The following is a 24,412-nucleotide window of genomic DNA, read 5'->3' on the forward strand; positions in this document are numbered from 1 at the left end:
CATGAAACACGATCACTTCGCTTCCTTGTATGATGGTTTAATGGAAGACGCGCCCTACAAGTCCTGGCTGTCATTTGCAACAACTAATTTCCCTCATAAAGGGAGAATTTTAGATCTAGCATGCGGAACAGGAACGTTAACGTGTATGCTTGCAAAGCAAGGATTTACCATGTTTGGGGTAGATTTGTCTCAAGACATGTTGACAATTGCTGACGATAAAAAAAGAGAGCAACGATTAAATATTCCTTTTATACTTCAAGATATGAGATCTTTTAACGGATTTGAACAGCTCGATGGCATTACGCTTTTTTGCGATGGTTTGAATTACCTTCTTGATTCAAAGGACGTCAAACAAACCTTCCAACAAGCTTATTCAGCTTTGAAGTCTGATGGGGTATTTTTGTTTGATGTTCATTCAGAATATAAAATGGAATACATTTTTTCAAATCAGCTATACGGGGAAAATGGGGAAGATATTTCCTATATGTGGTTTTGTGAACAAGGAGAAAAAACGTTGAGTATCGAACACGAGCTTACTTTTTTTCTGAAAAAACAAGATGGTTCATATGAACGTATTGATGAAACTCAGTATCAAAGAACTTTTCAACTGCAAGAATATAAGCAATGGTTGGAAGAAGCTGGGTTTCAAGAGATTGAAATTTCAAGTGATTTTGGTGAAAGTACGGATTTAGAAGAGAAAGACCGTATCTTTTTCAAAGCTGTAAAAAAATAGTTTTCAAAAATTGTTTATTCTTATATACTAAAGAATAGATAAGCATAGGCTGCCCCGAAACAGGGGCACTGCCTTTAACTACTCAAAACTTCCTCATTTTATTCAATAACATAGTCAAAACTTCTTTTTAACGATTAACTCATGGTTCCCCCCTATCTTTTATCTGCTCAACAATTTTTCGGCGGTCTTCTCGATATTTTTTCTCTGTTTCTCGAAATAAATGGTGAAACATCATTCCTACTTCATCCTCAAGTACTTTTAATCCAACTCCAGTCACACCACCCGGCACTGTAACTCTTTTCTTTAAGGTTTCTAAATCAAAATGTTGTTGTCGAAGAGTTTCACCATAACCGATAATCATCCGTTCCATTATTTTTAGAGCCGTTTCTTCATCAATTTCAGTTTCGTCTGTAGCTCCTTTTATCATTTTCATTAAGAGAAAGCTTAGAAATGCTGGTCCACAACTGGCGATGTCAGACGCTACCCTTGTGATAGGTGGAGAGATCAGCTGAGGTCTGGAGATAGAAGAAAACATTTCCCAAAGTTCTTTCCGATGCTTCTTGGTGCACTGAGAGCCAAATGTCACTAAGGAAGGCCCATCTAAGGATAGATTAACAATGCTTGGGATGAAACGCACAACCGGGATAGAAGAAGGCTGTAAAATCCTTTCTGATTCTTCCACTTGAAGAGGACTTGTGATCGTTATAATAATATGATTGGTGGTAATATTTTTTTTCATAGATTCTAGGACAGCAACCATCTCATGAGGCTTCACACATAAAAAAATCCACTCACAGTCCCTAAGCAACTCATTAACATTTTGATGAATCGTGGTTTTCTTATACTTTTCCTGCAATTTTAATGGCTTCTCCATAGTACGATTTAACATGTGTACATTTTTTTGAGGAATATACTTTGCCTTAATAAATGCTTCTATGATCAAACTCCCCATACTTCCTGTTCCGATGAAGCCGATATTTTTCATATACCTCACTCCTAATAAACTAATTCTTATACTTATGAAACGAAAAAGCTTCCTATGATTTTTTAATGTTAGTGAATGATTAGACGAGTTATTGATAAAGGGGTTCGTGTCAAACTAAAGCAAGTAGAAAAGGAGCATAAAATAATGAATTTCACTAAAAATAACGTTCAGCAAAAGTTCATTGTGTTGGGTGTAACGATATTAGTGGCTGTTGGCGGTTTGATTGGTTTCGGAGTTTCTTCTTATTCAACGGAGGAGGAAGAGGCAGAAGTTGCTGCACTTCCATGGGAGGAAGAGGGTCCTGAGGATAATAGTGAAGAGCAAGCAGAAGTCGAACCTTCCTTTTATGTAGTTGATGTTAAAGGAGAAGTCACGAATCCAGGTGTCTATACAGTTAAAGATGGTGAAAGAGTTCATGATGTTATTGAACAGGCTGGAGGATTCACAGGAGAAGCTCTTAAAGAAGCGATAAATCTGGCAGAGAGGTGCTATGATGAAATGGTGATCGTGGTTCCAAAAGAAGGGGAAGAAGCAGAAATAAGCGACATATCTGGCGTGAGTGAAAGTCCTTCGAATGAAGGGATACTTTTGAATCAGGCAACAGATACAGAGTTGACGGAGCTTCCGGGCATTGGTCCCTCAAAAGCAGAAGCTATAGTTGCCTATCGTGACGAGAATGGACCCTTTCAAAATGTTGAAGATTTAGTTGAGGTACCTGGCATAGGCGAGAAAACACTGGAGTCAATAAAAGAATTTCTCATAGTTAGGTAATTATTTTCTTTAATGGAAATGTGCACCTTTTTATTTTGATTGACGTGAGGGACAGGCTTTGTCTAAACTGGATAGAGAATGAAGAGTAATTAGGAGGAATACATAAGATGGATCGAATTTCATGGGATCAGTATTTTATGGCGCAAAGTCATTTGTTAGCCCTTAGAAGTACGTGTACGAGATTGATGGTAGGAGCTACAATTGTTAGAGATAAGCGTATGATCGCTGGCGGATATAATGGGTCTATATCGGGTGGAAAACACTGTATTGATGATGGTTGCTATCTAATCGATGATCATTGTGCCCGCACAGTTCATGCTGAAATTAATGCGATTTTGCAATGTGCGAAGTTTGGAGTTCCCACCGAGGGTGCGGAAATATATGTTACGCATTTCCCTTGTTTGAATTGCTGTAAGTCTTTGATACAAGCTGGAATTAAAAAAGTTATTTACGCAAAAGAGTATAAGAATCATCCGTTTGCTCTTGAAATGTTTGAACAGAGTGGTGTGGAAGTGGAACAGGTCGAGCTAGAGGAAATGATTCTGGATGTTAATTCAAAGGAGAAATTAATGTTCGCGGCAAATCTATTAAATAAACTAGAAGAAAATGGTGTAGAATCAACAGAAGTTGAAAAATTGAAAGATCAGGCAAATAAACTCTTTACAGCAACTCCTTAAAGTTAATTTATTTAAATGAGGTTGTCTCATAATTTATACCAAGTTTGTGTATGAGGCAATCTTCTTTATAATGATCTAATGACGCAAGTCCTCTGCAACAGTTTCCAACTTTTACTAATCCCCCCAGCATTGTTTTTAAAAATCCCTATTTTTACTTATCTATATTATAAAACTCGAAGCTACTTATAGTTCTATTATTTTTAGAGAGTGTTCTTTTACTTTAGACAGAGGTGCTCGAACTCGCTCTTCTAGGCAGACGCAACAAAATAGCTATTAAAGACTCTAAGTTTTTGCAGAATATTTTTACGCAGTTTTAACTTTATTGCGTTCAGCACAAGGGGGGAGCTATGTTTTCTCGCGGTTATTGTTTTATGTTTTTTGCGATCTCAGGATTACTGTTAGCGTTTGATGGGTGGAATCTTTGGTCAGCAGGTTTTTTAGTGTTGGGCTGTTTCCCGTTGGTAGTGTATGGTGTAAAAAGAAAAAACTTTCTAAGTGCAGTAGTATCTGTACTGGTTTTGAGTATATTTTATTTATATGGACTTTACCATCTAGAAACCATGTCAACGAGACTGACAGGTGAAGAAGCAAATTTCAAAGGCAAGATAGTCTCCAATGTAAAACAATCAACATCAGGAGGATACTCTTTCCAAGTATTGTTAGATAACGGAGAGAAAATCTTACTTTCTTTCAGGCAAGAACATGATTTAAAAACAATCCCCAATAAGTATGACTATTGCAATTTCACCGGTGAGCTAGAGATTCCTCCTCCCTCTAAAAACCCCTATACCTTTAATTATAAAAAATATTTATACGAACAACATATCCACTGGAGAATGACAGTAAATGAGAATACCCTTGTATGTGACGCAGGGGAAGGTTTATTAAAATGGTTGGATTCTGCTCGAAGCAAAGCAGTTCATAAGATAGTCCAAAAAGATGATTTGGAAACTTCTGCATTGATATCAGCCCTTGTTTTTGGTGAAAGATCGTACATGAATGAAGAAAGATTGGAACAGTTTCGACAGTTAGGAGTATTGCATTTGCTAGCTGTATCTGGTTTACATGTAGGGATTGTAACAGCTTTTATTTTCGCGATACTTTTGCGAATAGGTTTAACGAAAGAGAAAGCGTCCTTGATCGTGTTCTTTTTTCTTCCTTTCTACATATTTATTGCTGGTGGTGCTCCCTCCGTCGTGCGTGCTTCATTCATGTGTATGCTATTTTTAGTCATAACTAGATATCGAATAAATCTCAAGGGCATCGATGTGATTTCGTTTGTCTGTCTCGTTCTTCTTATTATCGATCCATTTTACTTGTATCATTTAGGTTTCCAGTTGTCCTTTTTGACGAGTTTTGGATTATTGCTGTCTAACAAAGTATTCAATGAGACTTCTCCGATATTGTTATTATTAAAAGTGACAGTTACCGCTCAAATTATTTCCATGCCTCTATTTCTTTACCACTCTTTTGAATTTTCGGTATTATCTATTCCTGCTAATTTAGTGTTTATTCCGTTTATCTCCATGTGGATATTACCGCTATCGTTTATTACGGTAATCTTAGATGCTGTGATTCCCCCTTTAGCTCTAGTTACTTATAACCTTCTTTCCGTCAGTACCCATCTCATTCAACTTGTATTAGACTTTGTATCCACTCTCTCTTGGAGTGTTATTGCTTTAGGAAAACCACCGGAATGGATGCTATGGAGTATGTATATTAGTATTTTTATTGGCATGGTTCTTATTGAAAAAAAGCAACCATCTATACGGGTAATGGGGGGGACAATCATGTTGCTGCCATTTATCATTCAGTTTCTCATGCCTTATATGAATGAGGATATAACCGTAACGATGTTAGATGTAGGGCAAGGTGATGCCATTGTCGTGGAATTACCCCATCGAGAAGCGGTCTATCTCATCGATACAGGCGGAGTTGTACAATGGGGAGAACAAGATGAGTCGGTAAGCCCTAAAGGACCTGGTGCCTATGTAATTGAACCTTTTTTAAAGGCTAAAGGAATGAAAGAAATTGATTTACTTATTATGTCTCATGGACATTTAGACCACATCGGTGAAACGTGTTACTTATATGAAAAATTTTTGATTAAGGAGGCGTTATATCCTAAAGGTACTCCGATATCAGAAGAAGGTAAGGGAAGTCTGGAATGTTTATTTAATGATAAAGTCGAGATTACTTTGGCCGAAAAAGGGATGAATTGGAGTGTTGGGAAAAACTCATTTTATATCTTTCATCCATCAGGAACAGAGAATACGGAAAATGAAAACGAAAGATCTATCGTAATGTATGCAGTTTTAGCTGGAAGAACGATGTTGTTTGCAGGAGATTTGGAAGAAGACGGAGAAATAAAGCTGCTTGAGAATTACCCTGGAATTATAGTAGATCTCTTGAAAGTTTCGCATCATGGAAGCAATACTTCTTCGGGGGAAGCTTTACTAAGCCAATTAAAGCCAACATATGGCTTTATTTCTGCTGGTGAAAATAATCGTCATGGTCACCCTAGTACGGAAGTATTGCAAAGACTTGCAAGCCATAAAACGAAGGTATTTCGAACAGATAAGCAAGGGGCTATTGTGATAAAAATAAATAACGGGATTATAAATGTAACGCCATTTTTACCGTGAACCACCAGTAATAAAAGGTTCTGAAAAGAAATAAACACGCTTCCAAGTCTAAAGGAAGCGTGTTATTTATGTAGTACCATCATTTAAAATAGGAGATCGATTACTTGTGCAATAGCGAAAATGGTCATAAAAAAACCAAATACTACAACAAATCCAATACCGCTATCAATAGCATCATTGCGATTTGATTGAACATCCTTTTCAAATTCGTTCATTTTGCATCCCTCCTGTTGCTTTTTAGAAAGGTAAGAAAGTACAAATCTGTTTCTTACACCGACTAGCTCGAGCGCCTTTTCACCAGCGAAATGTGTGATCCAAAATTAAGGTGCATATGCTTATTTTAGTATAAGTCATTTCGTTGGAAAAATCCATACTTAAGCATGCAGAAGAAAAAATTTTTGTGATTTCAAGACTGGTACATTTAATATAAATTGGCTCTATTTCCTAAGTGCTGTCACCTATATATTAACGAGACATAGGATAACATATGACTACAAGATTGATTATCGTCCCCGGAAGGAACCTAGGTCTTTTTTAGGGTGGCGTTTATCATAAATGGGAAACGCCTGAGATAGGCGTTTCCCTTTTTCTATTCTCCTAAAGCTATGGTAAACTTGAGATGGTGAAGGAGGAGGAGGAAGTCTTGTCCTATGTAAAAGTATTGCAAGAATTAAATAAAGGGGAGTTAGCTCCTTTATATTTATTATACGGAACGGAAACTTACTTACTTGAAGACATGTTGCATCGTATTATTTCAAAAGGGCTTTCTGCAGAAGAGCAGGACTTTAATTTATCGAAGTTCGATATGGCTGAAAATCCTGTGGAAATTGCAGTGGAAGAAGCATATACATTCCCTTTTATGGGGGAAAGAAGAGTCGTATTAATTAAAGATGCCATCTTTTTTTCTGGCCAAAAAGATCCTAAAAAAGTCGAACATGATTTAACCAAATTAGTAAGCTACATAGAAAAACCGGCACCAGAAACTGTATTAATTGTGCTTGCTCCTTACGAAAAATTAGATGACAGAAAAAAAATAGTCAAATTAATGAAAAAACAAGCAACGGTAATGGAGGCTCGTCCTCTGGTTGAAAAAGAATTGCGACAATGGATTCAAGCGAAAGCAAAAGAAGAAAAAGTAGTGTTCAACGACGGTGCTGAGCAAGAACTGATAACATTAACAGCTGCCAATTTAATGCAAATGGCTTCTGAAATAAAAAAATTGGCTTTACATGTCGGAGAAAACAACGAAGTACTTAAGGAACATGTATCTTCGCTAGTAGTCCGGTCACTAGAGCAAGATATTTTTGTTTTAGTAGATGGCGTAGTGAAAGGTCAAGCTCATCAATCGTTGAAAATATTCAAGGATTTAATTAAACAAAAAGAACCACCTTTACGAATACTTGCAATGATGGTTCGTCAATTTCGGATATTATATCAGGTGAAGCAGTTGGCACAGCAGGGTTACGGGGAGAAAATGATCGCCTCCCAGCTTAAGCTTCATCCGTATGTTGTTAAATTAGCATTAAAGCAAGTACAAAGATTTAAGGATGAAGAATTACTGTCTTACTTAGACCAGCTTGCCGAACTTGATTTTCGGATTAAAACAGGAAAAATGAATGATGCTTTAGGGGTAGAGTTATTCTTGATACAAAGGGGAACTAAAATCAGAATCGGAAAATAACCCATAAAAAAAACCAAGTTCGGGAAATCCCTGTAACTTGGTTTTTTTTATTAAGCAGAAATTTCGTTTAAACGCTGTTGTAAGCGAGACTTTTGACGATTCGCTACGTTTTTATGGAAGATTCCTTTATTTGCAGCTTTATCAATTTTCTTAGTAGCAGATAGGAATGCTTGTTTAGAACCATCCACATCTTTTTGATCAGCTTTTGTATTGAAAATTTTAATTGCCGTACGAAGGTCTGATTTAAATGCAGCATTTTGAGCGCGACGCTTCTCATTTGTTTGGACACGTTTGACAGCAGATTTAATGTTTGCCATCTTATTCACCCCCTAGACAGTAATAACGTTTTGTTTTGTGTGCAACACTATGGATTGTACCAAAAGCTTTTTTAAAATGCAATAACATTTTCCATCAATGGTTTGTGAAGATGGAGAAAAGAGAGGAAGTGTGAAAGATGGAAGAATTGGATTTAACGAAATTTCAGGTCAGAACCGACCTGGCTGTAGAAGCACATGATCTTGCAAAACAAAGAGAGGGCATTGTAAAAGAAAAGGACACAGACTCTCCATCATCATTACAGGGAGTAAGTGTTTCTGAGAAAAATGAGGAAGGAATTGATATTACTTACGTAACCATTGAGGATAGTGCAGTGGACGCTATCGGCAAAAAAGCAGGACAGTATTTAACACTTTACATTGAAGGAATACGGGAAAAAGATACTGAACTTCAAGCCAAAGCGGAAAATGTTTTTGCAAGAGAATTTAGTCACTTTTTAGATTCTGTAGGGGTAGGAAAGGAAGATTCTTGTTTAATAGTAGGATTAGGAAATTGGAATGTAACACCAGATGCTTTAGGGCCGATGGTTACTGATAATTTGTTAATTACCAAACATTTATTCCAGTTGCAGCCAGAAAATGTCCAGGAAGGTTTTCGTGAAGTAAGTGCACTGACCCCAGGTGTCATGGGACTTACTGGAATTGAGACGAGTGATATCATTATGGGTGTTGTTGAAAAAGTGAAACCCGATTTTATCATTGCTGTTGACGCCTTGGCATCGCGTTCTATTGAAAGAGTGAATACAACCATACAAGTTTCAAATACAGGGATACATCCAGGCTCAGGGGTCGGTAATAAACGGAAAGAATTGTCCGAAGAAGTTCTTGGGATTCCGGTTATAGCGATTGGTGTACCTACTGTTGTAGATGCTGTTTCAATCACTAGTGATACGATTGATTATATTTTAAAGCATTTTGGAAAAGAAATTCGGGATCCTCAAGGACCAAAAGGAAGGTTAGCTCCTGCTGGAATGACATTCGGAGAAAAGAGAAAACTAACCGATGAGGACTTACCAGGTGACAAGGAAAAAGAGCTCTATTTAGGGGTAGTTGGGGGATTGGAAGAGCAAGAAAAGCGACAACTCATAGCAGAGGTTCTGTCACCGTTAGGGCAAAATCTTATGGTAACTCCTAAAGAAGTAGATGATTTCATAAAAGATATGGCCCACCTAATTGCTCAAAGTTTAAATGCTGCTTTACATGGAGATGTAGACCAAAAAAATGTAGGAGCATACACACGATAAATTCAACGTTCTATATCCTCTCTTCCTTCATATAGATTTGTTATACGGGGATAGAGAGGGTGAGAATGTTGGCAGCGAAACATTTAAATAAAAATAACAGAAGGCTTATAGGGTCGAAAAGGACAAGCCCTCATAAAAAGTTGCTATCCTTTATTTTCGGAGTTATCACTATCTTTTTCTTAACAGCAACACTAACGACTTTGGGTCCGGGTTACAGCCTTACCTCTGCATCAATTCATGAAGTGAGTCACCTTTTTTCTGCTGAAGATCTTGTGTCTGTAATGGGAAAAGAAAATAGGTATTTACAGCAAAGCTTGCCAGATGGATATGAAGAACCTTCTGTGGCACCTGTTTTGTTCGAGATAGCAACAAATTTAGATCCAGATGATCCTCGAAGTCTGCTTGGAAGAGAGTTACCGGGATTTTCACTATTTGACGGCAAAATACTTACCGCTGGAGAAGGTTCTGATTATACAAATATGCCGATTGAATCTGCACCACCGATGGAAGTTTTATTAGCGGAACGAGAAGCATCGACCGAGAGAATTGAAGAGCTTGATGAATTGAAGCAAACATTTTCCGAAGAGAACAAGGAAGAATTACCAGTTACTGTACATATTGTCCATACACATAACAGAGAATCTTACCTTCCTGAATTACAAAACTCGAAGGAGGCACTACACGAAAGTGTCAATATTACACTGGCAGGAGAGCGGTTAGGACTGGAGCTTGCAAAGTACGGAATCGGAGCAGAAGTTGATACAACGGATATAGGTGAGGAATTAAATAAGCGCCAATGGGATTATAGCCAATCCTACGTTATGTCCCGGGAAATAGTACAAGAAGCGTCGGAAAAAAATGAAGATCTGCAGTTTTATTTTGATTTACACCGTGATTCCCAGCCAAAAGAAGTGACTACAGTGGAAATGAATGGCGAATCTTATGCTAAAACTTTGTTTGTAATTGGAGAAAATAATCCGAATTATCAAGAAAATGAAGCATTAGCCAATGAATTACACAAACAACTCCAAGACCAGCATTATGGATTAAGCCGAGGGATTTTTGCACCAAATACAACCGGAGGCGGAAAAAATGGGGTCTATAATCAGGATTTGTCGAGTCAGGCTATGACTGTTGAATTTGGTGGGATAGAAAACTCGTTAGAAGAAGTTTATCGTTCGATTGAATTATTTGCAGAGGTGTTCAGCGAGTATTATTGGGAGAATCAAGAATCCGAAGATTGATTGGAGGGATCCGTGATGGGTCATTTATTGGTAAGGATGTGTATGTTGCTTTCTATCCTTATGTTTGGTTTTATTTTAGGAATTATATATCAGAATGAAGGACTTGCTCTTTATCAATCTAACTTTGAGGTAATTGAAGAAGAAGTGGAGAATGATCAAAATCCGAACGCTGAAAAGGAAGATGAACCGTTATTTACTCTCAAAGAGAAAGAGTCAAATATTATTGATATGGAAGATGATAATGGGATAGTTGTGTATGATGGTGAAGGTGGAGATGAAGAATTCCATCAAAAAATAACGCACGAATCCTCCACGTACGGAGGGGAGGAAAGCAGCCTCCTTTTTTCGGAAATGGGGGAGAGAACTTCGGGCATGTTCGAGAGTGTATTTCAAGGTTTGTTTCGAACAGTAGAATAAATGTATTTGTAGGATTGCTTCAATTATTGCTATAATACTTAGTAGTATGATTTAAAGAGGAGACATAACCCTCTTTTGGAATGGAGTTTTGTAGGAGTGATGATGCAATGAAACCTGTAGATCGTATAAAAAGAAGAGATAAGATCCGGAATTTTTCAATTATTGCCCACATTGATCATGGAAAATCAACACTTGCTGACCGCATATTAGAAAAAACTAGTGCGCTCACTCAACGTGAGATGAAGGATCAAATGCTGGATGCGATGGATTTAGAAAGAGAACGGGGAATTACCATAAAGTTAAACGCAGTTCAGTTAACTTATACTGCAAATGACGGGGAAGAATACATATTCCATTTAATTGATACACCGGGACATGTCGACTTTGCTTATGAGGTCTCCCGGAGTTTAGCTGCCTGTGAAGGAGCTTTGCTTATTGTCGATGCAGCACAAGGAATTGAAGCACAGACATTAGCAAACGTTTATTTAGCACTTGATAATGAATTAGAAATAATTCCTGTGATTAATAAAATTGATCTTCCTAGTGCCGAACCAGAGCGTGTGATGCAGGAAGTGGAAGATGTTATAGGGTTGCAGAAAGAGGACTGTGTCTTAGCATCGGCTAAAAGCGGAATTGGTATTGAAGAGATATTGGAATCTGTTGTCAAAAACGTACCTGCACCTGATGGTGATCCCGAGGCACCGTTAAAGGCTATGATATTTGATTCGCTTTATGATCCCTATAGAGGCGTTATTGTCTATATAAGAATCATGGAAGGGACAGTAAAGCCAGGTGAAAGAATCCGAATGATGCAAACAGAGAAAGAGTTTGAAGTTCAGGAAATTGGTGTATTTAATCCTAAACCGGTTGTTCGGGAAGAATTGACTGTTGGGGACGTAGGCTTCATGATTGCCGGTATTAAAAATGTCAGCGATAGTAGAGTCGGTGATACAGTAACCTCAGCAAATAACCCTACCGCCGAAGCTTTGCCTGGATACCGTAAACTAAATCCGATGGTGTTCTGTGGATTGTACCCGGTTGATACTAACAATTATAATGAGTTAAGGGATGCACTTGAAAAATTAGAATTGAACGATGCTGCTCTTCAATTTGAAGCGGAAACCTCCCAAGCGTTAGGTTTTGGATTTCGTTGTGGGTTTTTAGGTCTTCTTCATATGGAGATTATTCAAGAAAGAATTGAGCGAGAATTCAATATGGACCTTATAACTACAGCTCCTAGTGTTATTTATAAAGTAACGCAAACAGACGGAGAAGAAATTCGAATTGATAATCCGTCAAACATGCCTGAATCCGCAAAAATTGAGGTTGTGAAGGAACCTTATGTCAAAGCGGAAGTCATGGTTCCAAATGAGTATGTTGGAGCAGTCATGGAGCTTTGTCAACGAAAACGTGGTGATTATATTGATATGAAATATTTTGATGAGAACCGCGTCAATATTATTTACGAACTACCGTTATCGGAAATTGTATATGATTTTTTTGATACGTTAAAATCAAGTACAAAAGGATACGCATCTTTTGACTATGAATTAATCGACTATAAAGAAGGTAACCTGGTTAAAATGGATATTTTACTTAACGGAGAAACCGTAGATGCTTTATCGATTATCGTTCATAGAGACAGCTCTTACGATCGTGGTAAAACAATTGTTGAAAAGTTAAAGGATTTAATCCCGAGACAACATTTTGAAGTGCCTATTCAAGCTAGTATAGGTCAAAAAATAGTAGCTAGATCCACGATCAAAGCAATGCGTAAAAATGTCTTGGCAAAATGTTATGGCGGCGATATTTCGCGGAAAAGAAAATTACTGGAGAAACAAAAAGAAGGTAAGAAACGAATGAAAAGTGTAGGAAACGTTGAAATACCTCAAGAGGCGTTTATGTCTGTCTTGAGTATGGATGAAAAAAAATAACTCAAGTGATGAGGGGAGTATCAGAAGGACATTATTGACCTTTTGGCACGCCCTCTTCGCCTTTAAAGAGCTTAAGCAATAGTTTGTAGTTTGTATAGAGAAGGCAACTACCTTCAGCCGCGCGTAGCAAGGAAGATCACCTTGCTACTTAAAAGATGGCGGCGGAAGCTAACGTTGCATTTTATAGGAGGATCTTTGTGCCACGTTCTATTTATGTACATGTACCATTTTGTGAGCAGATTTGTCATTATTGTGATTTCAATAAGTTTTTCCTGGAAAATCAACCAATTGATGAATATTTAGCTCTTTGTGAGAAAGAAATGAAGTTAACGCAGGAAAAGTTCCCTTCGCAAGATAAAATTGAAACGATATATGTTGGTGGAGGGACACCGACATCTCTATCAACTGAGCAATTAAAGAGGCTGTTACTTAGTATTAAATCGCATTTTCCGTTGGCTGATCCAGTTGAATGGACCGTGGAAGTAAACCCCGGCAGTGCAGACAAAGAGAAACTTGCAATGCTAAAAGAGATAGGGGTTAATCGATTAAGTATTGGTGCTCAAACCTTTGACCCAAAATTACTGCAGGCGATTAACCGTGACCATAAAACAAGTGACATCGAGCGGACTGTCCACATGAGTCGTGAGGCAGGGATTACCAATCTTTCTCTTGATTTAATGTTCGGATTGCCGAATCAAACAATGGCACAGTGGGAATCAACTCTGAAAGAAGCTTGTGACTTGCCGATTGAGCACATTAGTGCTTATTCATTGAAGGTTGAAGCGAAAACGGTGTTTTATCAAATGCATCGGAAAGGTCAACTTTCATTGCTGCCTCAGGAGCTCGAAGCAGATATGTATGAGAAACTTCGTGAAGTTTTACAAATAAATGATTTCCAGCAATATGAAATTAGTAATTTTGCTAAAAATGGATTAAAAAGTGAGCACAATTTAACTTATTGGAACAATGATGAATATTATGGTATAGGTGCGGGAGCGCATAGCTATGTAAACGGTGTAAGACGAGCAAATAATGGTCCGTTGCCAAAATATATGAAGGCACTTCGTCAGAATGCGTTACCGTATTTAGAAGAACATGAAGTACCTGTAAAAGAAAAGATGGAGGAACAAATGTTTATGGGACTCCGTAAATTAGAAGGGATTTCGAGTGAAACCTTTTACGAAAGATTTTCTTTAGGCATTCACGATGTTTTTCCGGATGTTATTGACAGTTTAAAAGCAAACTCTCTTTTAGAAGAAAAAAATCAGTTCATACGCTTGACAGATAAGGGTTTACTGCTTGGTAATGAGGTATTTGAAAAGTTCCTTCTAGCTGATTAAAGAAAAAAGTTTACAGAAATAACGCTCTCCCGTTGACAACTTCAATCCATCTTTGGTAACTTATATTATAGATTTAGCACTCGCAGACACAGAGTGCTAACAGGGGGGATGTATATGTTGACAGATCGTCAGTTACTAATTCTCAAAGCTATCGTAGATAACTATGTTACGAATGCTGAACCTGTGGGATCAAGAAGTATATCAAAAAGAGATGATGTAACTTTTAGTCCAGCAACGATTAGGAATGAGATGTCAGATTTAGAGGAATTAGGTTTTTTAGAGAAACCTCATAGTTCCGCTGGCAGAATTCCTTCACAAAAGGGATATCGGTATTATGTCGATCATTTAATATCACCCAGCAAATTAACAAAAAATGAAGTATCCGACATTCAGTCCATTTTAGCGAATCGCTTTGATGAAATAGAGCAAGTTATTCAAGAGTCAGCAAAAGTGCTATCAAGTTTAACCAGTTATACTTCCATTGTCATTGGTCCAGAAGTATTCGAATCGAGATTACGGCAATTGCAGCTTATACCTATCTCCGAAACCCAGGCTGTTGTCATTATCGTAACGGATACTGGCCACGTAGAAAATCAGACTGTTCATTTTCCTGGGAAATTAGACGGTTCTGAACTAGAAAAAGTGGTTAATATTTTAAATGAGAAACTTCGAGGTATTCCAATGGTACAACTACAGGAAAAATTATCGTTGGAAATCTCGAATGTTTTGAAAAAATATATTACTCAATACGAGTCAATGATCGACATGCTTCAGGATGTTTTTCAAAGGCACCAACATGAAAAAGTATTTTACGGTGGTAAAACTAATATTTTGAGTCAACCTGAGTTTCATGATGTGGAGCGGGTTCGTAACATACTTGATATTTTTGAAGAAGATAAATTAGTTTCGAAGTTGTTTCGTTCAGCAGAAAATGGGTTAACCATTAAAATAGGTGAAGAAAATCATTTTGAACCATTCAGCGATTGTACAATTATTACTGCCACTTATTCTCTGGATGGGAAACATATGGGCACGGTTGGTATTTTGGGTCCTACGCGAATGGAGTACCCCCGTGTCATCAGCATTATGGATTATTTGTCTAAAGATATGACAAAGCTATTGACGGCATGGAATCATCGAAAATCGGAATAATATTCATGTATAAAAGAGGGGTTCCTTTTTTATACTGAATAAAAATATTTTATTTATTTAAGGAGGTGAGAAACATGGAAAATGAAGAAAGAAAAGAAGTTTACGACGATCAAGATACAAAAGGTTCCACTGAAGACGAAGTCATTGAGCCTGTTCACGCGGAGCTAGTAGACGACGAAGAGGGTCAAGAGGATACTGACGAAGAAGAAACTTCAGATGAGCTTAACCAGTTGAATGAAAAACTTGAAGAAACTAATAATCGTCTATTGAGAACTCAAGCAGACTTTGATAATTTCCGACGTCGAATGAATAAGGAAAAAGAATCGGCGGCTAAATATAAATCTCAAAGCTTAGCAGAAAGTCTCTTACCGGCCATGGATAACTTCGAAAGAGCATTACAGGTTGATGCTCAGTCAGAGGATACAAAGGGCTTGTTACAAGGGATGGAAATGGTATACCGACAGTTAAAAGAAGCTCTTGAAAAAGAGGGGATTGTACCTATTGAGACAGTAGGGCAGCCGTTTGATCCTCATTTTCATCAGGCAGTGATGCAAGTAGAATCAGATGAATTTGAGTCAAATATTGTCGTAGAAGAGTTACAACCAGGATACAAACTGAAAGATAGAATTATTAGACCAGCAATGGTAAAAGTTAATGCATAATACATATGCAAAGAATGGGAGGAATATTTCATGAGTAAAGTTATTGGAATCGATTTAGGTACGACTAACTCTTGTGTAGCAGTAATGGAGGGTGGCGAGCCAGTAGTTATTGCAAATGCTGAAGGTTCAAGAACGACACCATCTGTTGTAGCATTTAAGGATGGAGAGCGTCAAGTTGGGGAAGTAGCAAAACGACAAATGATCACAAACCCTAACACAATTACATCTATTAAACGTCACATGGGTACAGATTATAAAATTGAGGCAGAAGGCAAAGATTACACGCCACAAGAAATTTCCGCTATTGTATTACAAAAATTAAAATCTGACGCAGAAGCTTATCTTGGGGAAAAGGTAACGAAAGCAGTTATCACTGTTCCTGCTTATTTTAATGATTCACAACGTCAAGCTACTAAAGATGCTGGTAAAATCGCTGGTCTTGAAGTTGAAAGAATCGTTAACGAGCCAACTGCTGCAGCTTTAGCTTACGGTTTGGAAAAACAAGAAGATCAAACGATCCTTGTATATGACCTTGGTGGTGGAACATTTGACGTGTCTATCCTTGAGCTTGGAGAAGGATTTTTCGAAGTTAAAGCAACATCCGGTGATAACAAACTTGGTGGGGATGACTTTGACCAAGTAATTATCGACTATTTAGTTGCTGAGTTTAAGAAAGAAAACGGTGTTGATTTATCTCAAGATAAAATGGCACTTCAACGTCTGAAAGATGCTGCTGAAAAAGCGAAAAAAGATTTGTCAGGTGTTTCTCAAACACAAATCAGTCTTCCGTTTATCACAGCTGATCAATCAGGACCGAAGCACTTAGAATTAAGCCTTTCTCGTGCTAAGTTTGATGATCTTACTTCTAATCTTGTTGAAAGAACAATGGGACCTACTCGTCAGGCTCTAAAAGATGCTGGTATCTCAGCAGGCGAAGTGGATAAAGTAGTTCTAGTTGGTGGATCTACTCGTATCCCAGCTGTTCAAGAAGCAATTAAAAAAGTAGCTGGAAAAGATCCTCATAAAGGTGTAAATCCGGATGAAGTAGTAGCATTAGGTGCTGCTGTTCAAGCGGGTGTATTAACAGGAGACGTGAAAGATGTTGTATTACTTGATGTTACCCCACTTTCTTTAGGTATTGAAACAATGGGTGGCGTAATGACAAAGTTGATTGAAAGAAATACGACTATCCCTACAAGTAAATCACAAACATTCTCTACAGCTGCTGATAATCAGCCATCCGTAGATATTCATGTTTTACAAGGTGAGCGCGAAATGGCACCTGATAACAAAACGCTTGGTCGTTTCCAATTAACGGATATTCCACCTGCACCACGTGGTACTCCACAAATTGAAGTGACGTTTGATCTTGATGCGAACGGTATTGTGAATGTTCGTGCGAAAGATATTGGAACTAATAAAGAACAATCCATCACCATTACTTCCTCTTCAGGTTTGTCTGATGAAGAAGTAGAGAAAATGGTCAAGGATGCAGAAGAGAATGCTGAAGAAGACAAGAAACGTCGTGAAGAGATTGACCTTCGTAATGAAGCAGATCAACTCGTATTCACAACGGAGAAAACGTTGAAAGATCTTGGAGAAGATAACGTAGATGCTGCCGATAAAGAAAAAGCGGAAGCTGCAAAAGAAAAAGTGAAAACTGCTCTTGAAGGAGAAGACATTGAAGCTATCACAACAGCTAAAGATGAGCTTCAAGAGATTGTACAGGAACTCTCCACAAAGATGTATGAGCAAGCAGCACAACAAGCACAGGCTGCTCAAGAAGCAGAAGGTGGCGGAGAATCAGGCGGAAACGATGAAGATGTCGTAGATGCAGATTATGAAGAAGTGAAAGATGACGATAAAAAGGATCAATAGTACTAAGTAAGTGAAAAGTCAAAGTCAGGTTTTCCTTGGCTTTGACTTTTTTCACGAATGATCAAGTTAGTAAATAATAGATAATCTTGCCTGATTACATTGGGAATGTTAAGATATTCGTTATGTATTAGAAGCAGTGGGGAGTGAGAATGATGAGTAAAAAAGACTTTTACGATGTCCTTGGAGTTGAACAAGGAGCATCTGAAGCGGAAGTAAAAAAAGCGTATCGCAAGCAAGCAAGAAAATTTCATCCGGATGTCAACAAAGAGGCTGACGCGGAAGAGAAGTTTAAAGAAGTAAAAGATGCATATGATACATTAAGTGATCCACAGAAACGAGCCCATTATGATCAATTTGGTCACACAGATCCGAATCAAGGTTTCGGTGGACAAGGTGATTTCGGTGGCGGCGGTTTTAGTGACATTTTTGATATGTTCTTCGGAGGCGGAGGCCGTAGAGATCCAAATGCTCCTAGACAAGGTGCTGATATGCAATATACGATGAACCTTGATTTTAAAGAAGCAGTATTCGGAAAAGAAATGGACATTGAAATTCCTCGCGAAGAAGAGTGTGACACATGTGATGGTTCAGGTGCTAAACCAGGAAGCTCTCCGGAAACATGCTCTCACTGTGGTGGTGCCGGTCAATTAAACGTCGAACAAAACACACCATTTGGTCGAGTAGTTAACCGTCGAGTATGTCACCATTGTGACGGAACGGGTCAATTCATTAAAAATAAGTGTCGTACTTGTGGCGGTAAAGGTAAAGTTAAAAAGCGTAAAAAAATTCATATTAAAATACCAGCAGGGGTGGATACAGGGCAACAAATTCGTGTATCCGGCCAAGGTGAACCTGGAATGAACAGAGGTCCAGCTGGCGATTTATACGTTGTCTTTAACGTAAAAGGACATGAATTCTTTAAACGTGACGGGGATGACATTTACTGTGAAATGCCAATTACCTTTGTTCAGTCCGCGTTAGGTGATGAAATTGAAGTGCCAACGCTTGAAGGAAAAATAAAGTTAAAAGTACCAGCAGGAACGCAAACTGGTACCAACTTCCGCTTACGTGGTAAAGGTGTGCCGAATGTTAGAGGTATGGGTCAAGGTGATCAGCACATTCAAATGAAAGTCATTACTCCTAAAACCCTTACCGACCGTCAAAAAGAGTTATTAAGAGAATTCTCTGAAATTAGCGGAAATGAAGCACCAGATGAACAAAATGATAACTTCTTTTCAAAAGTAAAAAGAACTTTTAAGAGCTTCGGAGAATAAAGATTAAAACGAGGAGTTGGTTAGATGAAATGGTCTGAGATAAGCATACAAACCTCTCAAGAAGCAGTTGATCCGGTTAGTAATATTCTGCACGAAGCAGGAGCCAGTGGAGTTGTAATAGAGGATCCAGAGGACTTAAAACGTGATTGGGAAACAAAGTTTGGGGAAATTTATGAACTTTCCCCTGCTGACTATCCTGAAGAAGGAGTTTTACTAAAAGCATATCTTCCCGTAAACAGTTTTCTTGGAGATGCCGTCGATGAAATAAAAGAGGCCATTAACCAACTTCTTGCTTATAATATTGATATTGGACACAATAAAGTTACCGTAAGTGAAGTAAATGAAGAAGATTGGGCAACGGCTTGGAAGAAATATTATAAGCCTGTGAAAATTTCCGATCACATTACGATAACACCGACTTGGGAAGATTATAAAGCAGTTCAAGACGACGAGATGATCATCGAGCTAGATCCGGGCATGGCATTTGGAACAGGGACACACCCCACGACAGTTCTTTGTATTCAAGCTCTCGAAAAACATATGAAAAAGGGTTCAACGGTAGTTGATGTAGGAACAGGATCAGGGGTTTTAAGCATAGCTGCCGCAAAATTAGGAGCTGCGAGTGTAGAGGCTTTAGATTTAGATGAGGTTGCTGTTGAGTCAGCATTATTAAATATCACACTTAATAACACGCAAGATATCGTATCCGTTCAGCAAAGTAACTTGTTAGATCAAGTGAAAGATTCATCGGATATTATCGTAGCAAATATTCTTGCAGAAGTAGTTGTTAAGATGACGAATGATGCTTTTAGACTGCTTGAACCAAACGGAAAGTTAATTACCTCTGGAATTATTCAAACAAAAAGAGCAATGGTAAAAGAGGCTATGCTGTCTGCTGGTTTTCAAATAGATGAAATCGTAGAGATGGAAGACTGGATTGCAATTGTCGCAAAAAAGCCAGAATAGGTGAGTGCATGCAACGATATTTTTTGAAGAAATCTCAATTTGAAGACGACTATGTTATGATAGAGAATGAAGATGCAAAGCATATTTCCCGTGTAATGAGGATGAATCCTGAGGACACGGTAATTTGCTGTGATGAGGAAGGTTCATGTTACCTGTGTGAGCTAACAGAGACAGCACCAGATTTAGTGAAAGCAAAAGTCGTGGAGGAATTGAATAAAGACGCAGAAATGCCAGTAAAAGTATCGATTGCTCATGGGTTACCAAAAAGCGATAAGTTAGAGCTGGTGATTCAAAAGGGAACAGAACTTGGAGCGCATTCTTTTATTCCTTTTCAAGCCGACCGTTCAATTGTTAAAGTGGATTCCAAAAAACAAGCAAAAAAACTTGAACGTTGGGAAAAAATTGCAAAAGAAGCTGCCGAACAGTCGCACCGCAACTATGTACCAAAAGTTCATCGAGTCCATTTATTAAACGACTTACTAAAAACCTTTCATCACTTTTCTTCAGTCATTGTTGCCTATGAAGAGGATGCTAAGGACGATGAGAAAAGCCGATTCCGTCAAGTCCTGCAACGTACTAAAGCTGGAGATTCACTTTTACTTGTAGTTGGTCCAGAAGGTGGTTTTTCTGATCGAGAAATAGAAAAAATGAAAGAAGCAGGGGCTATTAGCTGTGCGTTAGGTCCAAGAATTTTACGGAGTGAAACAGCTCCTTTATATGGTTTAGCAGCCATATCATACCATTTTGAATTACTGGGGTGAAAATAATGCCAACGGTCGCATTTCATACGTTAGGGTGTAAAGTAAATCATTATGAAACAGAGTCAATTTGGCAATTGTTTCAAAATGCAGGTTATGAAAAAGAAGAATACACACATATTTCCGACGTTTATGTTATTAATACTTGTACAGTAACAAATACTGGTGACAAGAAAAGTCGCCAAGTTATTCGTCGTGCGATTAGAAAAAATCCTAATGCAGTTGTCTGCGTAACAGGATGTTACGCTCAAACATCTCCCGCAGAGGTAATGGCTATTCCTGGTGTTGATATTGTAGTAGGGACACAGGATCGTCATAAGCTAATAGACTATATCGAACAGTATAAAAATGAACGCGAGCCAATTAATGGTGTAGGTAACATCATGAAAGCACGAGTCTATGAAGAACTGGATGTTCCTTCTTTTACTGACAGAACTCGTGCCTCGCTGAAAATTCAAGAGGGCTGCAATAACTTTTGTACGTTCTGTATTATTCCATGGGCAAGAGGACTAATGCGCTCTAGAAAACCAGAGGATGTTCTTCAGCAAGCAGAACAATTAGTAGAAGCAGGCTATAAAGAAATTGTTTTGACAGGAATCCATACAGGCGGGTATGGAGAGGACATGAAGAATTACAGCTTATCGAACCTGTTGGCGGATTTAGAGAAAATTACCGGATTGAAAAGAATTCGCATTTCCTCTATTGAAGCGAGTCAGATTACTGATGCTGTCATTGACGTGATTGATAAGTCCGAGAAAATTGTACGACATCTTCATGTGCCTTTGCAGTCAGGCTCAGATACGGTATTAAAAAGAATGAGACGTAAATATGAAATCTCCTTTTACAGGGAGAGGGTAGATCTCTTGAAAAAAGCACTTCCTGGTCTTGCTGTCACTTCCGATGTTATCGTAGGTTTCCCAGGTGAGACAGAGGAAGAGTTTCAGGAAACGTATGACTTTATCCGTGAAATTGGTTACTCTGAACTTCATGTTTTTCCTTATTCAATGAGAACAGGTACGCCTGCTGCCAGAATGGAAAATCAGGTTGAGGACACCATTAAACATAAGCGTGTCCAGCAGCTAATAGAGCTTTCCAATCAGCAAGCAAAAGAGTATGCCAGCCTTCATGAAGGTGAAGTGCTTGAAATGATTCCTGAGGAAGAGGATAAAGAAAACCCGGAGTACTTAATTGGTTATACGGATAACTACATGAAAGTGAAAGTTCCATTAGGAAAAGATATGATTGGCAAGATCGTGAAAGTGAAAATTGAGTGGCCCGGGTATCCTTTCAATATTGGATCTTTCGTAAAAGTAGTAAAAGATGAACAACCAGAATTAGTTTAGTTTTCTATTGTGATGTTCTAAAAATGAAAAAGATGACTTTGGTTTTCTGCCAGGGTCATCTTTTTTGATTTTGGTTCTGTTTAATCTAATTGTTGATTGAGTAGCTCAAGCTCAGAGGGTATTCGAAACGAGGCGCGGACTGGAAATTGGATTTTTATTTGAAATGACTCTAGTTTTAATAGATAAAAAGTGTATTCTAATCTAGATTTTCCTATAGTGAATCCATTCTATAAATCTTGAGAAAGGACTAATCACAGGTAAAATTAGTAATGCACTTATTATATTGAATAGGAACGCAGCGTTAACAAGCTGTTGACTCTTATTATCGCTTGTTAATATTATCAACTCTGAAAAGGTTTCTATAAACGGAAAGAATAAGCAAACACCAATTATATTTATCCATATATGAGCATAAGCTGCGAGTTTTGCGTCCTTTGAACCTCCTAGACTAGCTAACCAAGCTGTAGCACAGGTGCCGATGTTTGCACCAAATACAATTGCAATTGAAGCAGGGAGTGAGAGAATATTTTCGTCTAAAAAACTCATTGCCATAGCGGAAACAGCAGAGCTGGATTGAATGACACTACTAAGAATAATGCCGATAAACAAACCTAAACTTGTATATTCCTGTGACCACATAAACCAATCATATACGGTTGGGATAGCCGACAAAGGTGCGGCCAATGTTTCAAAACCGTGCATAGAAACAAAAATGATACCTAGCCCAAAAAAGAAACACCCCATCGAGAATGTTGCTTCTTGAGATGAAAAAAGTAATAAAGCTCCAATAATAAGGCATGGGATAATAAGATATGATAATTCAAAGGCAAGAAGTTCCAGGGTGAATACAGTACCTATGTTCGCACCAAGAATTAAGCCAATGCATTGCTTGAAACGGATTATCTTAGTGGAGACAAGACCTATTGTGATAATCATTACAGCTGAACTACTCTGAAGCGCTGCGGAAGCAATTATTCCTGTTAATAGTCCTTTTATGGGATGATCGATGAATTGATATGTCAGGTAAGGGATTTTGGTTTTGAAACGAAGCAATAATCCGTGCCTCATGACGAACATTCCAAACAAAAATAAAGAAATGAATATTGCAAATAATGTAATCCATTCACTCATAAACATACCTCCTCCTCCAACTATATGGCTATAGTGGGACAAGGATGACAGGTATTTCAGATTATTTTTATAAACGATTTTGAACAAGCACTATAGTAATAGATTTGCTTTTTATTAGTATAAATAGTAGGATATTTTTAAAAAAAAGTTGACCATAACTTCCCATTCATATATAATAAATAAAGACATGCAATTTGGCATGTTTTGATTGGTTGCTCGGAGGGAGGGATACAGAATGGCAGAAACTCGTGTACGTAAGAATGAAACTTTAGATACTGCTCTTCGTCGCTTCAAGAAAACTATTTCTAAAGAAGGTACGATGGCAGAGGTTAAAAAGCGTAAACACTATGAAAAACCTAGTATTAAGAAAAAGAAGAAGTCCGAAGCGGCTCGTAATCGTAAGTTCTAAGGAGAGGGTGTATTTCCTTGAAATTTCTTGATCGATTAAATCAAGATATGAAGGATGCCATGCGGAGTAAAGATAAGCAACGCCTTTCGGTTATTCGGTCTGTAAAAGCATCAATTCAGAACGAATCTATCAACAAAGGTGAGGAGCTTACTGAAGATGAAATCTTAACGATTTTAAATCGTGAGATGAAACAACGCAATGAATCCCTCCAGGAATTTGAGCAAGCAAATAGAGAAGATCTCGTTCAAAAGACAAAAGTCGATATTGATATTTTGACTGAATATATGCCGTCACAGCTCTCTGATGAGGAGCTCCAACTAGTAGTGAATGATACGATTCAAGAAGTTGGTGCAAAGTCTAAAGCAGATATGGGTAAAGTGATGGGCGCGATTATGCCTAAAGTAAAAGGCCGTTCAGATGGATCGAAAATTAGACAACAAGTGGAACAATCATTAACTTAATTAATTAACGAACGCCTTGTAGAATTCTACAAGGCGTTTTTACTTTGTCTGAGTTTGTTTGGTTGATGAGCAAGGTGATCATTTAAGGTGAGGGACGTCAAATGAACGTGTAAGGTGAGGAAATGATTGGGTACGGGGGTGGAATGAAAAGGAAAGGAACAAATGAATACGAAAGCTGCTCAAATGAACGTGTATGGTGAGGAAATGATTGGATGCGAGGATGAAATGAAGAGGAAAGGAACAAATGAATGCAAAGCTGCTCAAATGAATGTGAAAGGTGAGGAAATGATTGGATGCGGGGATGAAATGAAAAGGACAGGGACAAATGAATACATAAGCTGGTCAAATAAACGTGTAAGGTGAGGAAATGAT

At 38.1% G+C, this 24,412-nt stretch carries 24 protein-coding genes; 20 read left to right on the forward strand and 4 right to left on the reverse strand.

The window, feature by feature from the left end:
- The first annotated feature begins 1 nt into the window (after position 1).
- Entirely contained in the window at positions 2-733 is a 732-nt protein-coding gene (locus ACHABW_RS01940) for a class I SAM-dependent DNA methyltransferase (RefSeq protein WP_435753815.1), read from the forward strand.
- A gap of 139 nt (positions 734-872) precedes the next feature.
- Here the strand turns inward: ACHABW_RS01940 and comER are convergent, their stop codons facing one another.
- Entirely contained in the window at positions 873-1,718 is an 846-nt protein-coding gene (comER, locus tag ACHABW_RS01945) for a late competence protein ComER (protein ID WP_435753816.1), read from the reverse strand.
- A 144-nt stretch (positions 1,719-1,862) separates the two neighbouring features.
- On the opposite strand from comER, the gene ACHABW_RS01950 reads away from it, so the two are divergent.
- The 3 genes from ACHABW_RS01950 (at position 1,863) to ACHABW_RS01960 (ending at position 5,811) form a co-directional block, all read left to right on the forward strand.
- Positions 1,863-2,489: a helix-hairpin-helix domain-containing protein gene (locus tag ACHABW_RS01950; RefSeq protein ID WP_435753817.1), complete on the forward strand. Its 627-nt coding sequence runs from the start codon at positions 1,863-1,865 to the stop codon at positions 2,487-2,489.
- Between the two features lie 107 nt (positions 2,490-2,596).
- Positions 2,597-3,166, forward strand: coding sequence for a ComE operon protein 2 (locus ACHABW_RS01955; RefSeq protein WP_435753818.1), 570 nt, complete (start codon positions 2,597-2,599; stop codon positions 3,164-3,166).
- Positions 3,167-3,513: 347 nt separating this feature from the next.
- Entirely contained in the window at positions 3,514-5,811 is a 2,298-nt protein-coding gene (locus ACHABW_RS01960) for a DNA internalization-related competence protein ComEC/Rec2 (protein WP_435753819.1), read from the forward strand.
- A gap of 83 nt (positions 5,812-5,894) precedes the next feature.
- Here the strand turns inward: ACHABW_RS01960 and ACHABW_RS01965 are convergent, their stop codons facing one another.
- Positions 5,895-6,026 (reverse strand): YqzM family protein, encoded by a 132-nt coding sequence (locus ACHABW_RS01965; RefSeq protein ID WP_110936708.1) that lies wholly within the window; start codon positions 6,024-6,026, stop codon positions 5,895-5,897.
- Between the two features lie 428 nt (positions 6,027-6,454).
- On the opposite strand from ACHABW_RS01965, the gene holA reads away from it, so the two are divergent.
- Positions 6,455-7,492 carry a DNA polymerase III subunit delta gene (gene holA / locus ACHABW_RS01970; protein ID WP_435753820.1) on the forward strand — a complete coding sequence of 346 codons (1,038 nt, stop codon included), beginning with the start codon at positions 6,455-6,457 and terminating at the stop codon, positions 7,490-7,492.
- 50 nt (positions 7,493-7,542) lie between these two features.
- Here holA and rpsT read toward each other — a convergent pair whose 3' ends face one another.
- Complete coding sequence (rpsT, locus tag ACHABW_RS01975; RefSeq protein WP_110936706.1) at positions 7,543-7,809, reverse strand: 30S ribosomal protein S20; 267 nt, start codon at positions 7,807-7,809, stop codon at positions 7,543-7,545.
- 137 nt (positions 7,810-7,946) lie between these two features.
- Between rpsT and gpr the strand changes: the two genes are divergently transcribed.
- The 12 genes from gpr (at position 7,947) to mtaB (ending at position 22,039) form a co-directional block, all read left to right on the forward strand.
- On the forward strand, positions 7,947-9,071 hold the full coding sequence (gene gpr / locus ACHABW_RS01980) for a GPR endopeptidase (protein WP_110936705.1): 1,125 nt from the start codon (positions 7,947-7,949) through the stop codon (positions 9,069-9,071).
- Between the two features lie 65 nt (positions 9,072-9,136).
- Entirely contained in the window at positions 9,137-10,315 is a 1,179-nt protein-coding gene (gene spoIIP / locus ACHABW_RS01985; protein ID WP_435753821.1) for a stage II sporulation protein P, read from the forward strand.
- Between the two features lie 15 nt (positions 10,316-10,330).
- On the forward strand, positions 10,331-10,732 hold the full coding sequence (locus ACHABW_RS01990; protein WP_435753822.1) for a hypothetical protein: 402 nt from the start codon (positions 10,331-10,333) through the stop codon (positions 10,730-10,732).
- Between the two features lie 107 nt (positions 10,733-10,839).
- Positions 10,840-12,666 (forward strand): translation elongation factor 4, encoded by a 1,827-nt coding sequence (gene lepA, locus ACHABW_RS01995; protein WP_435753823.1) that lies wholly within the window; start codon positions 10,840-10,842, stop codon positions 12,664-12,666.
- A 197-nt stretch (positions 12,667-12,863) separates the two neighbouring features.
- Positions 12,864-14,006, forward strand: coding sequence for a radical SAM family heme chaperone HemW (gene hemW, locus ACHABW_RS02000; RefSeq protein WP_435753824.1), 1,143 nt, complete (start codon positions 12,864-12,866; stop codon positions 14,004-14,006).
- A gap of 114 nt (positions 14,007-14,120) precedes the next feature.
- On the forward strand, positions 14,121-15,158 hold the full coding sequence (hrcA, locus tag ACHABW_RS02005; protein ID WP_110936700.1) for a heat-inducible transcriptional repressor HrcA: 1,038 nt from the start codon (positions 14,121-14,123) through the stop codon (positions 15,156-15,158).
- Positions 15,159-15,232: 74 nt separating this feature from the next.
- Positions 15,233-15,820 (forward strand): nucleotide exchange factor GrpE, encoded by a 588-nt coding sequence (grpE, locus tag ACHABW_RS02010; protein WP_435753825.1) that lies wholly within the window; start codon positions 15,233-15,235, stop codon positions 15,818-15,820.
- 30 nt (positions 15,821-15,850) lie between these two features.
- The gene (gene dnaK, locus ACHABW_RS02015) at positions 15,851-17,698 is read left to right on the forward strand and encodes a molecular chaperone DnaK (protein ID WP_110936698.1); all 1,848 of its coding nucleotides are present in this window, start codon (positions 15,851-15,853) and stop codon (positions 17,696-17,698) included.
- Between the two features lie 152 nt (positions 17,699-17,850).
- Positions 17,851-18,972, forward strand: a complete 1,122-nt coding sequence (gene dnaJ / locus ACHABW_RS02020) for a molecular chaperone DnaJ (protein ID WP_435753971.1) — start codon at positions 17,851-17,853, stop codon at positions 18,970-18,972.
- A 24-nt stretch (positions 18,973-18,996) separates the two neighbouring features.
- Complete coding sequence (prmA, locus tag ACHABW_RS02025) at positions 18,997-19,938, forward strand: 50S ribosomal protein L11 methyltransferase (RefSeq protein WP_435753826.1); 942 nt, start codon at positions 18,997-18,999, stop codon at positions 19,936-19,938.
- A gap of 8 nt (positions 19,939-19,946) precedes the next feature.
- Positions 19,947-20,699 carry a 16S rRNA (uracil(1498)-N(3))-methyltransferase gene (locus ACHABW_RS02030; RefSeq protein ID WP_435753827.1) on the forward strand — a complete coding sequence of 251 codons (753 nt, stop codon included), beginning with the start codon at positions 19,947-19,949 and terminating at the stop codon, positions 20,697-20,699.
- Between the two features lie 5 nt (positions 20,700-20,704).
- Positions 20,705-22,039 (forward strand): tRNA (N(6)-L-threonylcarbamoyladenosine(37)-C(2))-methylthiotransferase MtaB, encoded by a 1,335-nt coding sequence (gene mtaB, locus ACHABW_RS02035; protein WP_435753828.1) that lies wholly within the window; start codon positions 20,705-20,707, stop codon positions 22,037-22,039.
- A gap of 201 nt (positions 22,040-22,240) precedes the next feature.
- Here mtaB and ACHABW_RS02040 read toward each other — a convergent pair whose 3' ends face one another.
- Positions 22,241-23,170, reverse strand: coding sequence for a Na/Pi symporter (locus tag ACHABW_RS02040; protein WP_435753829.1), 930 nt, complete (start codon positions 23,168-23,170; stop codon positions 22,241-22,243).
- Positions 23,171-23,405: 235 nt separating this feature from the next.
- Here ACHABW_RS02040 and rpsU point away from each other — a divergent pair, with 235 nt between their 5' ends.
- The 3 genes from rpsU to ACHABW_RS02055 all read left to right on the forward strand — a co-directional run bounded on the left by rpsU (position 23,406) and on the right by ACHABW_RS02055 (position 24,403).
- Positions 23,406-23,579 (forward strand): 30S ribosomal protein S21, encoded by a 174-nt coding sequence (gene rpsU / locus ACHABW_RS02045; RefSeq protein WP_110936692.1) that lies wholly within the window; start codon positions 23,406-23,408, stop codon positions 23,577-23,579.
- 17 nt (positions 23,580-23,596) lie between these two features.
- Positions 23,597-24,040 (forward strand): GatB/YqeY domain-containing protein, encoded by a 444-nt coding sequence (locus ACHABW_RS02050; RefSeq protein WP_110936691.1) that lies wholly within the window; start codon positions 23,597-23,599, stop codon positions 24,038-24,040.
- Positions 24,041-24,202: 162 nt separating this feature from the next.
- Complete coding sequence (locus tag ACHABW_RS02055) at positions 24,203-24,403, forward strand: hypothetical protein (protein WP_435753830.1); 201 nt, start codon at positions 24,203-24,205, stop codon at positions 24,401-24,403.
- The last annotated feature ends 9 nt before the right edge of the window (positions 24,404-24,412 follow it).

The organism is Salipaludibacillus sp. CF4.18 (genome assembly GCF_051262595.1).
Lineage (GTDB): Bacteria > Bacillota > Bacilli > Bacillales > Salisediminibacteriaceae > Salipaludibacillus > Salipaludibacillus neizhouensis.

Bases quoted from the DNA above. Each gene is read 5' to 3' on its own strand.
- lepA (WP_435753823.1), top strand. From the start codon at position 10,840: ATGAAACCTGTAGATCGTATAAAAAGAAGAGATAAGATCCGGAATTTT.
- dnaK (WP_110936698.1), top strand. From the start codon at position 15,851: ATGAGTAAAGTTATTGGAATCGATTTAGGTACGACTAACTCTTGTGTA.
- ACHABW_RS01940 (WP_435753815.1), top strand. From the start codon at position 2: ATGAAACACGATCACTTCGCTTCCTTGTATGATGGTTTAATGGAAGAC.
- gpr (WP_110936705.1), top strand. From the start codon at position 7,947: ATGGAAGAATTGGATTTAACGAAATTTCAGGTCAGAACCGACCTGGCT.
- dnaJ (WP_435753971.1), top strand. From the start codon at position 17,851: ATGAGTAAAAAAGACTTTTACGATGTCCTTGGAGTTGAACAAGGAGCA.
- ACHABW_RS01950 (WP_435753817.1), top strand. From the start codon at position 1,863: ATGAATTTCACTAAAAATAACGTTCAGCAAAAGTTCATTGTGTTGGGT.
- ACHABW_RS02040 (WP_435753829.1), bottom strand. From the start codon at position 23,170: ATGAGTGAATGGATTACATTATTTGCAATATTCATTTCTTTATTTTTG.
- ACHABW_RS01965 (WP_110936708.1), bottom strand. From the start codon at position 6,026: ATGAACGAATTTGAAAAGGATGTTCAATCAAATCGCAATGATGCTATT.
- ACHABW_RS01990 (WP_435753822.1), top strand. From the start codon at position 10,331: ATGGGTCATTTATTGGTAAGGATGTGTATGTTGCTTTCTATCCTTATG.
- spoIIP (WP_435753821.1), top strand. From the start codon at position 9,137: ATGTTGGCAGCGAAACATTTAAATAAAAATAACAGAAGGCTTATAGGG.
- hrcA (WP_110936700.1), top strand. From the start codon at position 14,121: ATGTTGACAGATCGTCAGTTACTAATTCTCAAAGCTATCGTAGATAAC.
- ACHABW_RS01955 (WP_435753818.1), top strand. From the start codon at position 2,597: ATGGATCGAATTTCATGGGATCAGTATTTTATGGCGCAAAGTCATTTG.
- mtaB (WP_435753828.1), top strand. From the start codon at position 20,705: ATGCCAACGGTCGCATTTCATACGTTAGGGTGTAAAGTAAATCATTAT.
- ACHABW_RS02055 (WP_435753830.1), top strand. From the start codon at position 24,203: ATGAATACGAAAGCTGCTCAAATGAACGTGTATGGTGAGGAAATGATT.
- comER (WP_435753816.1), bottom strand. From the start codon at position 1,718: ATGAAAAATATCGGCTTCATCGGAACAGGAAGTATGGGGAGTTTGATC.
- ACHABW_RS02030 (WP_435753827.1), top strand. From the start codon at position 19,947: ATGCAACGATATTTTTTGAAGAAATCTCAATTTGAAGACGACTATGTT.
- ACHABW_RS01960 (WP_435753819.1), top strand. From the start codon at position 3,514: ATGTTTTCTCGCGGTTATTGTTTTATGTTTTTTGCGATCTCAGGATTA.
- rpsT (WP_110936706.1), bottom strand. From the start codon at position 7,809: ATGGCAAACATTAAATCTGCTGTCAAACGTGTCCAAACAAATGAGAAG.
- prmA (WP_435753826.1), top strand. From the start codon at position 18,997: ATGAAATGGTCTGAGATAAGCATACAAACCTCTCAAGAAGCAGTTGAT.
- grpE (WP_435753825.1), top strand. From the start codon at position 15,233: ATGGAAAATGAAGAAAGAAAAGAAGTTTACGACGATCAAGATACAAAA.
- rpsU (WP_110936692.1), top strand. From the start codon at position 23,406: ATGGCAGAAACTCGTGTACGTAAGAATGAAACTTTAGATACTGCTCTT.